A 13,493-nucleotide genomic window follows, 5' to 3' on the forward strand; every position below is an offset into this window, starting at 1 on the left:
TTTATGAAATTCTCTGCAAACATTGAGGCGGGGTTTGGATCATTAAAAAATATTGGCGAGCATCTAAAAAATATAGGGATAACCGGAACCGCTGCTGTTATATCGGGAGAAACAGCATTTAAAATAGCAGGTAAAATAGTGGTTGATTCCCTTGAATCCAGTGGATTTTATGTTAACACATTTATTTACGAAAAAATAGAGCCAACACTTAAAAATGCTGAGAATTTGACAGCTATAATTAAAAATTATTCATCAAAAAATGATGTTTTTATAATTGGCATAGGCGGTGGCTCAACACTTGATGTGTGCAAATATATATCTGCTAAACTTGAACTTAATTTTATTGCAGTTCCAACGCTTCTTTCAAGCGATGCAATAGCTACCGGATACTCTGTTTTATGGATTGATGATAAAAACGAGGCATTCCAGACGAAGGCACCCTCGCTTATTGTTGGTGATTATGAAATATTAAAAAACCAGCCAAAAAAATACATTTCTGCTGGGGTTGGGGATATGCTTTCAAAGATGTCTGCACTTTATGACTGGAGGCTTGCCTTCTGGCTTGCAGGTGAAACATATAATGATTTCGCCATGAATGTTGCAAAGGCCACAACCAATTTATTAAAGAAGAGGATTGCGGATGTTGCGGCAATGAATTATATCGGAATAGAAACCTTGTTTTTGTCTGAGGTTACAGATGGTTATCTCATGCAGCTCTCTGGAACAACCCGGGTTGCGGCAGGAAGCGAACATTTATTTACCTTCGCACTTGAAAAAATACATGGAATGCCAAATCATGGTGAGTATTGCGGCCTTGGCACCATTATGATGGCATATATACAATCCAAAAAGGATGGCGAGGTTAGGGGCTATTTAAACGATGTTGGTGCGGCCACAACAGCTGCAGACCTGGATATAAAACCCCAAGAAATAATAAAGGCGCTTACAATTGCACATACAATGAGGCCATGGTATACAATACTTGGTATAAATGGCCTTTCAGAGGGTTCTGCCGAGAGGCTGGCAAGGTATACAATGGTTATTTAATTTATAATAATCAATAATAATTAATATAGGATTGCCATATAAACCATGATGGAATTTGTTGATATGCATGAGGATTTCGCGTTTTCTTCATTGCGCGGTGATATAATATCTGGTAACGGCCAGTCTGGAATAAATATGCTCAGGGAATTTGAAAAGGTAACAATATTTTCTGTTATTTTTCCACATATTCCAGCATACACTGATTTGTCAGATGAAATGACAAAGAATTATGGGTTCAAACAGGAAGGAACATATCCAGAGTACAGCATAATGATGGACCAGTTTAAATTTTATTATTATCTTGAGAGATCAGGTTATTTAAGATTGGTAAGAAGATACAGTGATATAAACAATGGAATTAATTTTTTGATTTCAATGGAGGGCACCGATGTTCTGAATCAGCCCGATGATTTATACATATTAAAAAACCTTGGGCTTGGTGCCATTGGATTAACATGGAATTATGATACAAAATTTGCAGCGTCGTGCATGTCCAGAAAGGATTATGGACTTACCGGCTTTGGTGAGGAATTGATTAACATAGCAAACAAGACTGGTATTATTATTGACCTTGCACATGCATCCAGAAAAACCGTTCTTGAAGCCTGTGCGTTAACAAAGGCACCGGTAATAGATTCACATACAAATTTAACAGCGTTAAAAAAACACACAAGGAACATAGATGACGAGGAAATAAAGGCAATTACAGAGACAGATGGTATTATAGGTATAACCGCAATTCCCGCCACACTCAATCATGCCAGTGTTGATGGAATTATAGAAAACATCAATTATATTGGAGACAACTATGGGTGGAGATATGTTGGCATTGGAACAGATTTTCTTGGCATAAACGATGTCCCTGCTGGCTTTGAAAATATAATTAAAATGGAGGAATTAAAATCAAAACTTGATCATTATCAGGATGTATTTTTTAAGAATCCCTACAGGATAATAGAGAAAATTTTGGGATGATTATAATAATTTATTTAAATACATATATATAATTTGGTGATTATTTAAAAAAATATTTAAAATAACATATATTCAACATTTATGGATAAATTCCCAACCTTCCACTGCCTAATAAATCAAAAGGATGAGGGGTATGACGCCGATATACAGCTGTTTTTTACCAGAGAGTATGAACTAGCCATGGAGGTTTCCAGGCTTATTGAGCTGGACAATGATAGCATTCAGTACTCCAGAATTCTGAAATTTATACAGTCTTTTGAGAATTTTTTAATAACCGGTGAAAAACCAGATGATTTTCAGTTCTTAAAGACCCTCCCCTCTGTTAAGGGATGGAAAGACGATTATAATATAATTCAAAGCAGGAACAGGGTTTCCAGGCTTCTCTTCAGGGCTGTATTAAAAACAGTTGAGGTTATGTATTACTATGAAAAAATGTCTAAAACGGATGATTACAAACACAGATTTTTACCGGAATACTTCGAGGCCTTCTGGATCATGCGCGATGTATTTTATCAGAGGGCCCTTGATACATACAAAAAATAAAATAATTTTATCTAAAATTTTATTATTTTGGATTCCGGCCCAGCGTATTTACCGGGATCCTCCATAAACCTTTTATTTCTTCCGTCACGGTAGTCTTCAGTATTTATTACATCTTCAATATTTTTATATTTTTCTATTTTTGTCCTTACTCTAAATCCGTTTTTAAATCCGAACGGTACAGCCATTATTGATTCCCCCAGATATGGGTCTGAAATAGAATTGGCAGACATTACCGGCATTCTGTTTTCAAGAGATCTTATTTTTATGTACATATGCCATTCCACATTAAAATCATGGCCAATTAATGATGGGTTTAATACAATATCACATCCATTACCTGCAAGGATTTTCATATAGTAAGGAAAATCAATGTCATAGCATACTGCTATGCCGAATTTTAAATCATTATGTGAAAATATGGTGATAATATTTCCACTGTTATAATGAATTTTCTCGTTTCCATACAGCATTATTTTGTCCTGATATCCGGCAATTTTTCCATAATGTACAAAAAATGATCTGTTAAAAAGGCCAGCGTCTGTTTGTATTGAAAAAGACCCGGGAATGAAATATGGTATATTTTCTGTTCCTAGATCCTCTATTATGGATAAAGCCTCTTCCATTGTCAGTTTTTCTGTTATCCACTTTTCCGGGAAGAGTATAATCTCTGAATTTACATTTTTCAATGAGTTTACAGCATTGTCATGTGCCGAATTTTTATCAGTACGCTTTAACTGTATTATTGATGCACCTATCTCAGGCATTTTATACACCCCTGCCTTTTAATCCTGAGAGATAAATAAGCAGTTTTTTGGTCATTACTGGCTTGGGCATAACACCCATATCCTCTGATATATTATTACCGGCAAATATGTAATGATTTGTTATCCTCCCAAAAGGTTCCATTTTATAGGTGTTAACAACAACAAGGTCGGGTACATTTTTAAAATGCGCCATAACATCCTCATTGAAATCTGATGTTAATCTAAACGCAACAAGAAGCCCTGAGAAATTTTCTCTTATAATATTTAACAGTTTTTTAACAGGTTTGAGTTTTATTGTGATTTCCTTATTACTATCATATTTTTCCTCGTTTTTATTAATAACCTCGAAATCCGGCAGTGCAGCGGATACTATAACAATATCATAGTTGTTTTTTAATTCCTTTATAGTATTTGATTTAAACTCATCAAAGGTTTTTGCAGGTATGTAATTTACATAATCTGGCATTGATTCCTCAGAATTCCCTATGTATGTTATTTTATCAGCACCCAGCCTAAATGCATTTCTTGCAATCCAGTAACCGGTAAATCCTGTTCCGTCATTTGTCAGGGACCTTACAGGGTCTATTCTGGCCTCCCCCCTTCCAGAGATAATTAATATTCTCCTCCCTGAAAGTTCATTATGAACACACCTTGAAACATGGTCTATAATACAGTTATTATCGCCCAATTTTGCCTTATCCCCTGAATATACTGGATTTACAATGGAAATACCCATTGAAATCAGTTTATCTATATTTTTTTTATTTACAGGGTTTTCCATCATTGACCTGTGCATGGCAGGTGCTATTAATGTTTTAACATTACTGCCAAGTGCCTGTGAAAAAAATAATGATGGCACCGTGTCTGCTATGCCTGAGGATATTTTACCAATACAGTTATATGATGCAGGAGCTACCAAAAAAATTTTTTTATCGCCATTTTCAGAAAAAATATTGATATGCTCCAATTCTCCTGATATTCTGGTTATCACACTGTTTTCAGATGCCCATTTCATAACCTCGGGGCTTATGAACTGTGCTGCATTAAAGCTCATTCCAGTAATAACCTCTGCACCCTCCCTTCTTAAATTTCTTACCAGATCCGGTATTCTGTATATTGAAATGCTTCCACATAGGGCCAAAACCACAGTATAACCCTCAAGTGTCCTTGAAAAAAGATTTTTATCGTATTCCAGCATGTCCATTATATTATTTCATTTTATACATATTTTTATTTTGACCCAAAACATAATTAAAAATTATTTCTGAATTCTTGAAAGCCGGTAAATATTCACAAACTGAAGCACGAATATGACTATGAATGAAAATGCCATGAGAAATGAATATGTATTTGATTCATTAAAGAGGAATAAAAAGCCTGAAAGGCCTGCTATCAGGACAAAAATAAAGCTTATTGTGGATGATATAATCAGCACATTATCAGAGATTTTAAGCATTAAATAAAATATAATAAATGATGCAAATAAAATCAGAAAGCCAAAGACCATGTGAATCATAATTGGTATAAAGTTAGTCATGGGCATTCTCATGAATCCGTGGGATGTTATTGGCGGAAAATTAACATAAAGATTAATATATATTCCAAGAATAAACTGAATGAAAAGCAGTAAAACTAAACCGCCTGTGAAGTAATATGCGTATTTAAATTTCTCTTCCATATAAATTGCATGCAAGGATAATATATTATTATTTCCAATTTTTTTAATAAATGTTTTTGAATGCATAACATTAATGCCGATTGCATGGACTTCCACTTATTAAATAAACAATTTAATAATTTTGATATATTTTAAAACAATATTATTTAAAATATTATCTACAGTGCAATTTTATACAGATTTATATTTATATAATAACGCATTTAACTAGGTTATGATACCAAAAACAATGTCCACACAGCATCCAGATAATGCAAGGATGCCGGAATGGTCTCATGATAAAGCCATTATAAAAAATGAGGATGAGATCGAGGAAGCATACATAGCATATAAGAAGATGGGAATTCAGGAGGTTATGTGGGATGCTGAGGGAAAGGATGTTGACACACATGTTGTGAGAAAAATTATTTCCAAGGACAACAAATTTTTTAGTGAGAACATTCTTGGAAGGGATATATTTTTAACATACAGGGTTCCAAACCCAAGAATAGAGGGAATAGAAAGGAAAATATTAACTGAAACATTATCAAGCATACCGCTTAATTATGATGTTGGCAACAGGGTTTATATGAATAAGACACCACCAATTTTTGAGGTAATAATACCCTTTACAACTGATTATACCGATCTTTTGGGTGTTTTAAAGTACTATGAAAAGGCCATAGTTGGACAGCAGGATATTAAGCTTTATGACGATGTATATGCAAGGGATGTTACAGGTGAGGTTTACCCCAAAAAAATTAATGTAATTCCATTAATAGAGGATATGGACTCAATATTAAATATAGATTCCATAATTAATGGATATTATAGGGCTGCAGGTCCAGATCACATGAGGGTATTTATAGCAAGATCAGATCCGGCAATGAATTATGGAATGCTTCCTGCCACACTTCTGGCAAAATTTGCGGCCATAAGACTCAGGGAATTAAGCAATAAACTCAATATTAACATTTACCCCATGCTTGGTGCAGGGTCATCACCATTCAGGGGTAACCTTGGCCCGGATAACACGGTAAATGCACTGGAGGAGTATGATTCATACTATACATATACAGTACAGTCCGCGTTTAAATTTGATTATGATATAAACACTGTAAAAAAGGCGGTGTCACAAATTAACCTGCATGATCCAGACTACAGGAAACTGCCTGATAATGTTGATTTAAATATTTTTAAATCCATACTTGACAAATATAAAAAAAGATTCCAGAGGGAAATAGAGGCAATTGCAAGGCCCATAAATGATATTACATTATATTTGCCCAAGAGAAGGGCAAGAAAACTGCACATAGGATTGTTTGGTTACTCCAGGAGTACAGGAAAGGCCGTTCTTCCACGTGCAATATCCTTTGTTGCTGCCCTGTACTCAATGGGGATACCCCCGGAAATACTTGGAATGGCATCCCTGAATGAAATGACCGAACCGGAATATGAATTAATACATAAATTGTATTTAAACTTGAATTTTGACCTGAAGATGAGTGCAAGGTATTTTAATTATGATTCACTAAAATTGCTTAAGGAGATATGGAATATCGATGATGAGATAATAAATATGATAAGATCCGATATGAGATATGTTGAAAATAATATTGGTGTCCCAACAGATAATTCATATGGAATCAGAAAACATCTAATGTACTCATCCCTTACAATGCTGGCATTTAAGGATGGTAAATTTGATGAAATGCGCGATTACATATATGAGATGAGTTTAATAAGAAAATTTTTGGGATGAGAAGAAATGATCAGATTGCCAAAAATAGCTGTTGGTGGAATTATAATAAAAAACAATCAGGTACTGCTTGGGAAACGCAGGGATGAGCCCAATAAAAATAAATGGGCCATACCAGGTGGAAAGGTAAATTTAAATGAAACACTTGAGGAGGCACTTAAAAGGGAAATGCACGAGGAAACCGGGTTGATAATAAAAACTGGAAAACTCATGGCCGTGGCAGAATTCATTAATACAAATTTTCATTATGTAATACTTGATTATGAGTGCATCATAATGGGTGGAAATTTAAAGGCCGGTTCAGATTCATTGGAGATAAAATTCTTCGATATAAACAGTTTAAATGGCAATGAAATAAACGAAACAACAATAGAATTTTTTAATAAAATCAAAACATGCAAGCTGCCGGTTTCAATTGTTCACAGGGAAATATAAAAAATAAAAATTGTGTGACAGAATTAATATATTAAATTAAAATATAATATTTAAAGTTTTCTAATTTAGAAGGCATTTTTTGTCTTTTCAAGTGTTTTAGCTATGCCCTCTTCCTGCTCTGCAAAAGCACAAAGCATTTTTTCTATGTCCTCATGCCCCTCGGCCTTTGCAGCCATTGCAACGTTTGTGTATTCTGATACGTGCTGTTCAGATTCCTCCTTTGCCATATCTGTTATTACCTTTTCCATGCCAGCCCTGTTAAGTGCCTCTGCTATTCCTTTTTCCTGCTCAGAAAATGCGCATAGCATGGATTCAACATCATTATACCCCTCGGCCTTTGCAGCCATTGCAACGTTTGTGTATTCTGATACGTGCTGTTCAGATTCCTCCTTTGCCATATCCTGTACCATCTTGTCAAGCCCATTGTATTTAACTAATGTTGCAAATATGGCCTTTGCGTGTCCAAGCTCCACATTTGCCTTTTCCCTTAATTCTCTGGCCACATCTGCTTTTCCCATTTTCTCGAAATATTCTGCAGACAGCATTAACCTCATATGGTCCTCTGCATTGGCTGTCAATAATTCCTTTAATCCCATTTCTGTTTTTTCTCCAAGTGCTGACATTACTATCGTATAATATTAAGGAATGCTGCTATATAATTTTTTCCTTCATAATTATGAATTATTAATATTTTTATCATAATTTATATTTAATTCGTCACTATGATTTAATTTATTTAAATATAAAAACGAATAATTTGGGGACCTGGGTTTAATTTACCAGTAAAATACAGAATATTAAGAATTATTCATAAAAAAAATTTTTTTTAAGTTATTAAAAATATTAAAATTTATATTAACCTAAGCTCATTAACCCCAGGTAAAAGATTTTTTTGCTGCATTATTCCATAGAAGAATTCTAATCCAGATTTTACATCGTTCAAATTAACATTATATTCTTTGACATCAGCCCCTATTGTACCCTTAATAACATCCTCCTCTATATTGGCATTCTGGATTTCCCTCATAAGTCTTATATCCTCAGGCAAAATTTCATCCATGTGTTCCTCCGCATATTTCTTGCTTTTATTATAAAATTCTTTGAATTTCAATGCTGTTTCCTCGCCCAGATCAGAATTAATAACAACCATTCCCATTGGCATCGGTTTGTTCCCTGATAAATTCTTCCACATATCCCACATGCTAACAATTCTTTTCGGGGTTATTCCCATCTTTTTTAGATCATACATTGCCTTTAACTCATGGACAGCAACCATAACACCGTCCTCATTAACCATGGCATTAATCTCATCAAGAACCCTGTGAACAACAACCAGTTTTTTGTATTTGCCTATAAGCAATTTATACAAATTAAAGGCGGTGGTGTTTAACCCGTGAACAATAATCTTTGAGTTTGGAAGGTCATCCATGGTGATGTCATCCACTGAGAGTACAGGCATGCCTGTAATACCATCAACTGCCGAGGCAACTGCACTTGAAAGTATGTAATAATTATTCTGTATATATGGATAAAGTGCGGCTGAGGGCACAGATATATCAACCTCCTTTTTAACAACCTTATCATTTACCTCCTGAACAGTTGGTATAAACTCAAACTCTATATCAAAATCTGCCGGCCTGACCTTACCAAGTATCATTGGGATAAATGGATAAAGGTCTCCGGAATCTGCCAGTGCTCCAATTTTTATTGTTTCCATAATTAAATATGGATAAACTTTATTTAAATTTTTATTAGAGTTGAATGAATATTTTTATTTAATATTTAAAATAAAAATTATGAAACACATTATATTTAAGCATTTTCCAAAAATATAAAGTAATATAATGTAATAATAACATATTATGGAAAATGAGCATACTATAAATAATAATATAAAAGTGAAAAGCAAGAAACCACGATTGAAAAAAGATCTTACCTTTAATGAAATGCTTATGGTGGGTCTTGTTGGTGCCTTCGGAAATGGGGCTCTTTTTGGAACGATAACCATGATAACATATGCTGGCCCTGAGGCAATACTTGCCTTTGTTCTGGGTGCTGCTATATATTCACTTATAGGTCTTACATATATGGAATTGGGTGTTACATATCCTGAGGCTGGGGGCCCCACAAGGTATTCAATATACACACATGGGCGCTGGACAAATATAATAAATGCAATGTCCGATATTATATGGTATTTATTTATACCCCCAATAGAGGTTATATCAGTAATTGCAGGGGTTAATTATTTTGACCCAATATTTATTGCGGCCAGCGGGGCACCCACATATCTGGGCGTTGGCCTTGGTCTTGCACTCATGCTCGCACTTATACCGTTTAATTATTATGGAATAAAGCAATTTGGCAGGTCTTCGCTTTACATAGGCATAGTAAAAATATTCTTTTATTTATCAATGTCACTTGGGCTTATCTTCTTTGCGCTGGATTATGCCAATTTTTATAAATATGGCTTTGCACCATATGGTGTTGCAGTACCACTATTCTCAATAATGCCATATGCAATGTATGATTTTGGGGCCATAAGGGTAATACCAGACCTTGCAGAGGAAACAAATAATAAGAGCAAGATACCCAGGGCAATAGGCATGGTTTTGCTCTTTGAAACTTTGATATATATAAGCGTGGCATTTGCAATAATAATGGGAACAAACTGGTCACTTATAGGTGTTTCCCCCGGAGATTTCCTGGCCGTTCAGGCAGCATTCCACGGCGATAATCCATTCTTTATACTCGGAAAACCATTTCCCCTGGTGTTCATAGCTGCAGTGGTAACCGGTGTTTTAACACCATTTGTCACAGGATACATATATTTAGGATCTGGAACACGTGTGCTGTTTTCCATGGGAAGATCGGGTTACATATCAGATAAGTTAAAGGGAATTGAAAAAAAGCATTCAATTCCACTTCTTTCCTTGATTGTTTTTGCCGTTGTCGGTGTAATACTTGTATTTGTTACTGCCCCTGTACCGAGCATATACACATTTATAGATGATGCCACTGCTGCGGGCTATATAGGCTTGATAACCAACCCCATTGCATTAATGGTTACCAGAAGACAGGGGATAACCAAGAAAAGCGATATGGTAAGGGGTATGAGCATAATCGCACCACTGGCAACTGCCGGTTCTGCACTTATTGTTTTCTGGACAGGATGGCCATCAGAACCATATGCGGTGCTTTTAATAGCGGCAGGTTCAGTATTATTTGGTATAATATCAAAGGTTAAAATAGGTGCCAAAAATGCATTGTGGTATGTATTTTTTATAGCCTTTATAACATTTATGGTGGCCACAAGCCATGATGGGCTGTCATCTAGTGTATTCCCGCAGTATTTCACATACATGGAGGGAACAATAATTACATTTATAGTGGCTCTGGTTGTAATATACCCGCTTGGGGTTTTATCCGGGTTTAAAAAACAGTTTGTACATAAAAATTTCACGGAGGACATTTATACCAAACAGGGTGCAATGGAATGGGAGGAAAATAAATAAAACTATATTTTAAATAATATTTTTAAGTATTAAAATTTTCATTTTTATAAAATATTTAAATAAAGGTAATATATTTCCATTCAAATGGAAGATCTTGATTCTATGCTTAATGCACTTGGAATAAAAAGTATTGATGAGCTATTTTTGGATATACCGGAGGATCTAAAAGTTAATATGAAGCTTGGTGAACCATTAAGTGAATATGACCTTATAAATAAAATAAAAAAAATTGGGGATAAAAATAAAAGAAATCATCTTATGTTTTTAGGCAATGGCATATATGATAGGTACATACCACACCTTGTTGATGAAATCATATCCAGAAATGAATTTTTAACATCGTATACACCTTACCAGCCAGAAATATCACAGGGAATGCTAACAGCATTGTTTGAATACCAAAGCATTATTTCAGATTTAACAGAAATGGATGTCACAAACTCCTCAATGTATGATGGCTACACCGCACTGGGAGAGGCTGTAAGGATGGCATACAGAATAAATGGGAAAAATGAAATTTTAATTCCAGAAAACATTTATAAATCAAAATTAAGCATATTAAATAATTATTCCTATGGACTTAATATAAAATACGTCAAATATGGTTTTGATAGGGACACAGGGTTGGTTGATCTTAATGATATTCAATCAAAAGTCAATGAAAATACATGCGCAATAATAACAGAAAATCCAAACTCCTATGGGCTTATTGATGAAAATGTATTAAGCATAAATGAGGTTAAAAAGAATTCATTGATTATTTCTTATTATGACCCGATATCCCTTGGAATAATTAAACCACCCGGTGAGTATGGGGCGGATATTGCAGTGGCTGAGGGACAGCAGCTTGGCATACACATGAATGCTGGCGGCCCGCTTCTTGGGTTATTTTCATTCAAAAGGGAATATGTCCACAAATCTCCAGGAAGACTAATAGGTGAGGGGGTTGATAAAAATGGCCGCAGGGCATTTGTCATGACATTACAGGCAAGGGAGCAGCATATAAGGCGCGCCAGAGCCATGAGCAATATATGCTCAAATCAGGCACTAATGGCTGTTGCGGCAACAGCATACCTGTCAATACTGGGTTCTTCTGGACTCAGAAAGATTGCCTCAATAACTGTTAATAAGGCAGAAAGGCTTAAATCTGCACTTAAATCCCATGGCATACAAACTGTTTTTAATGGCATTAATTTCTCCGATGTACTCTTTCATTATGGTAATTACAAAAAAATTGCCGAAAATGGGATATCAGGTGGGTTAAGGCTTTCTGATCTCACAAACATAGATTATTATGATGATGCAGTGTTTTTCTCTGTTACAGAAAAAACAGAGGATGAATCCATAAATGAACTTGCCAGAATACTTGGTGATGATTAAAATGTACAGACAGGCACATTATGATGAGGATTTTTTAATAGATTATAATACCGGTAATGACTATTATTTAAATGATTGCAATGCAAATATTCCGGATAAATTAAAAAGGAACAATCTCAGGCTTCCGGATATAAGAAGCTCTGATGTATCAAGGCATTTTACCAAGCTTTCAGAAATGAATTACAGTGTTGATATAGGTACATATCCACTTGGATCATGCACAATGAAATATAATCCAAAGTATAATGATTATATAGCAGGGATTGAAAATTTCACAGAGATGCACCCCCTTGATAATGAAAAAAATATGCAGGGTACACTTGAAATAATGTATGGCCTTCAGGAATATCTTAAAAAGATATCGGGCATGGATTATGTTTCACTGCAGCCATCTGCCGGAGCGCATGGGGAATTTACTGGAATATTAATTGTAAGAAAATATTTTGAGATTAAGGGTGAAATAGGAAAAAGGACTGATATCATCATACCGGATTCCGCCCACGGAACAAATCCTGCATCCGCCACCATGGCAGGTTTTAATGTTATAGAAATCCCATCTGATGATAATGGGTTAATAGATTTGCATGCCCTTGAATCTGTTGTTTCTGATAAAACAGCGGCCTTCATGATAACAAATCCAAATACCCTTGGGATCTTTGATGATAACATAATAAAGATTTCTGAAATACTGCACCGCCATGGAGCAATGCTGTACTATGATGGTGCCAATTTTAATGCAATACTGGGGATAACAACACCAGGAATTATGGGGTTTGATATTGTTCATTTTAATCTTCATAAAACATTTGCAACACCGCATGGGGGTGGCGGCCCTGGTGCAGGCCCTGTTGCCGTCAGGGCTTACCTAAAAGATTTTCTTCCTGTACCGGTAATTGAGAAAAATGAGAATTATTATTATATGAACTATAATTTAAGGCACACAATCGGCAAAATATCATCCTATTATGGCTCTTTTTCAATTCTGTTACGCGCATATTCATACATTTTAAAAAACGGGGATAACCTGAAGATAAATACACAGAGGGCTGTATTAAATGCAAATTATATGGCAAATCAGCTGTCAGGGTTTTATAAAATACCATACAAAAAACTTAAAAAACACGAGTTTGTGCTTTCAACAGAAGGTACAGGCAAAAAGGCACTCGATATATCCAAATATATCCTTGATTTTGGTGTTCATTCACCAACAACATATTTTCCATTAATTGTTAAGGAGGCAATGATGATAGAGCCAACAGAAACAGCCACAAAAAAGGATATAGATTTTTATGTTTCTGTTATGAAAAAAGCACTTGATGCATCTGATGACGAATTAAGGGCAGCACCATTAAATACCTCTGTTTCAAGAATCGACGAGGTTGCTGCAGCCAGAAATTTAAAACTTAAATGGTAAATTT

13 protein-coding genes are annotated in these 13,493 nt (G+C 35.1%); 8 read left to right on the forward strand and 5 right to left on the reverse strand.

Features of this window, described 5'->3' with window-relative positions:
* Positions 1–3 precede the first annotated feature (3 nt).
* The 3 genes from TZ01_RS04140 (at position 4) to TZ01_RS04150 (ending at position 2,565) form a co-directional block, all read left to right on the forward strand.
* Positions 4–1,047 (forward strand): sn-glycerol-1-phosphate dehydrogenase, encoded by a 1,044-nt coding sequence (locus TZ01_RS04140; RefSeq protein ID WP_231563417.1) that lies wholly within the window; start codon positions 4–6, stop codon positions 1,045–1,047.
* 48 nt (positions 1,048–1,095) lie between these two features.
* Positions 1,096–2,022, forward strand: coding sequence for a membrane dipeptidase (locus TZ01_RS04145; protein WP_048101545.1), 927 nt, complete (start codon positions 1,096–1,098; stop codon positions 2,020–2,022).
* An 81-nt stretch (positions 2,023–2,103) separates the two neighbouring features.
* Positions 2,104–2,565 carry a hypothetical protein gene (locus TZ01_RS04150; protein WP_048101546.1) on the forward strand — a complete coding sequence of 154 codons (462 nt, stop codon included), beginning with the start codon at positions 2,104–2,106 and terminating at the stop codon, positions 2,563–2,565.
* 11 nt (positions 2,566–2,576) lie between these two features.
* Here TZ01_RS04150 and TZ01_RS04155 read toward each other — a convergent pair whose 3' ends face one another.
* From TZ01_RS04155 to TZ01_RS04165, 3 genes are read right to left on the reverse strand one after another with little or no spacing between them, the layout of a single operon-like run.
* Positions 2,577–3,329, reverse strand: a complete 753-nt coding sequence (locus TZ01_RS04155) for a carbon-nitrogen hydrolase family protein (RefSeq protein ID WP_048101825.1) — start codon at positions 3,327–3,329, stop codon at positions 2,577–2,579.
* A 1-nt stretch (position 3,330) separates the two neighbouring features.
* Positions 3,331–4,533, reverse strand: coding sequence for a bifunctional phosphopantothenoylcysteine decarboxylase/phosphopantothenate--cysteine ligase CoaBC (coaBC, locus tag TZ01_RS04160; RefSeq protein WP_231563418.1), 1,203 nt, complete (start codon positions 4,531–4,533; stop codon positions 3,331–3,333).
* A 54-nt stretch (positions 4,534–4,587) separates the two neighbouring features.
* Positions 4,588–5,007: a hypothetical protein gene (locus TZ01_RS04165; RefSeq protein ID WP_054964344.1), complete on the reverse strand. Its 420-nt coding sequence runs from the start codon at positions 5,005–5,007 to the stop codon at positions 4,588–4,590.
* Between the two features lie 214 nt (positions 5,008–5,221).
* Here TZ01_RS04165 and ppcA point away from each other — a divergent pair, with 214 nt between their 5' ends.
* Both ppcA and TZ01_RS04175 read left to right on the forward strand, forming a co-directional pair.
* Entirely contained in the window at positions 5,222–6,748 is a 1,527-nt protein-coding gene (gene ppcA / locus TZ01_RS04170) for a phosphoenolpyruvate carboxylase (protein WP_048101548.1), read from the forward strand.
* A 6-nt stretch (positions 6,749–6,754) separates the two neighbouring features.
* Positions 6,755–7,180 carry an NUDIX hydrolase gene (locus TZ01_RS04175; protein WP_048101549.1) on the forward strand — a complete coding sequence of 142 codons (426 nt, stop codon included), beginning with the start codon at positions 6,755–6,757 and terminating at the stop codon, positions 7,178–7,180.
* Positions 7,181–7,245: 65 nt separating this feature from the next.
* Here the strand turns inward: TZ01_RS04175 and TZ01_RS09855 are convergent, their stop codons facing one another.
* Positions 7,246–7,803, reverse strand: a complete 558-nt coding sequence (locus TZ01_RS09855; protein ID WP_048101550.1) for a hypothetical protein — start codon at positions 7,801–7,803, stop codon at positions 7,246–7,248.
* Between the two features lie 227 nt (positions 7,804–8,030).
* Positions 8,031–8,897: an MqnA/MqnD/SBP family protein gene (locus TZ01_RS04185; RefSeq protein ID WP_048101551.1), complete on the reverse strand. Its 867-nt coding sequence runs from the start codon at positions 8,895–8,897 to the stop codon at positions 8,031–8,033.
* 181 nt (positions 8,898–9,078) lie between these two features.
* Here TZ01_RS04185 and TZ01_RS04190 point away from each other — a divergent pair, with 181 nt between their 5' ends.
* The 3 genes from TZ01_RS04190 to gcvPB all read left to right on the forward strand — a co-directional run bounded on the left by TZ01_RS04190 (position 9,079) and on the right by gcvPB (position 13,489).
* Positions 9,079–10,695, forward strand: a complete 1,617-nt coding sequence (locus TZ01_RS04190) for an APC family permease (RefSeq protein WP_231563419.1) — start codon at positions 9,079–9,081, stop codon at positions 10,693–10,695.
* Positions 10,696–10,779: 84 nt separating this feature from the next.
* Positions 10,780–12,075 carry an aminomethyl-transferring glycine dehydrogenase subunit GcvPA gene (gcvPA, locus tag TZ01_RS04195; RefSeq protein ID WP_048101553.1) on the forward strand — a complete coding sequence of 432 codons (1,296 nt, stop codon included), beginning with the start codon at positions 10,780–10,782 and terminating at the stop codon, positions 12,073–12,075.
* Position 12,076: 1 nt separating this feature from the next.
* A complete protein-coding gene (gcvPB, locus tag TZ01_RS04200) occupies positions 12,077–13,489 on the forward strand; it encodes an aminomethyl-transferring glycine dehydrogenase subunit GcvPB (protein ID WP_048101827.1) in 1,413 nt (470 codons plus the stop codon).
* Positions 13,490–13,493 lie beyond the last annotated feature (4 nt).

Source organism: Acidiplasma sp. MBA-1, assembly GCF_000949015.1.
In the GTDB taxonomy this organism is placed as follows: domain Archaea; phylum Thermoplasmatota; class Thermoplasmata; order Thermoplasmatales; family Thermoplasmataceae; genus Acidiplasma; species Acidiplasma aeolicum.

Excerpts from the sequence above, each read along its gene's own strand:
- gcvPA (WP_048101553.1), top strand. The coding sequence starts at position 10,780 with ATGGAAGATCTTGATTCTATGCTTAATGCACTTGGAATAAAAAGTATT.
- TZ01_RS09855 (WP_048101550.1), bottom strand. The coding sequence starts at position 7,803 with ATGTCAGCACTTGGAGAAAAAACAGAAATGGGATTAAAGGAATTATTG.
- TZ01_RS04145 (WP_048101545.1), top strand. The coding sequence starts at position 1,096 with ATGGAATTTGTTGATATGCATGAGGATTTCGCGTTTTCTTCATTGCGC.
- coaBC (WP_231563418.1), bottom strand. The coding sequence starts at position 4,533 with ATGGACATGCTGGAATACGATAAAAATCTTTTTTCAAGGACACTTGAG.
- TZ01_RS04165 (WP_054964344.1), bottom strand. The coding sequence starts at position 5,007 with ATGGAAGAGAAATTTAAATACGCATATTACTTCACAGGCGGTTTAGTT.
- TZ01_RS04150 (WP_048101546.1), top strand. The coding sequence starts at position 2,104 with ATGGATAAATTCCCAACCTTCCACTGCCTAATAAATCAAAAGGATGAG.
- TZ01_RS04185 (WP_048101551.1), bottom strand. The coding sequence starts at position 8,897 with ATGGAAACAATAAAAATTGGAGCACTGGCAGATTCCGGAGACCTTTAT.
- gcvPB (WP_048101827.1), top strand. The coding sequence starts at position 12,077 with ATGTACAGACAGGCACATTATGATGAGGATTTTTTAATAGATTATAAT.
- ppcA (WP_048101548.1), top strand. The coding sequence starts at position 5,222 with ATGATACCAAAAACAATGTCCACACAGCATCCAGATAATGCAAGGATG.
- TZ01_RS04140 (WP_231563417.1), top strand. The coding sequence starts at position 4 with ATGAAATTCTCTGCAAACATTGAGGCGGGGTTTGGATCATTAAAAAAT.
- TZ01_RS04155 (WP_048101825.1), bottom strand. The coding sequence starts at position 3,329 with ATGCCTGAGATAGGTGCATCAATAATACAGTTAAAGCGTACTGATAAA.
- TZ01_RS04175 (WP_048101549.1), top strand. The coding sequence starts at position 6,755 with ATGATCAGATTGCCAAAAATAGCTGTTGGTGGAATTATAATAAAAAAC.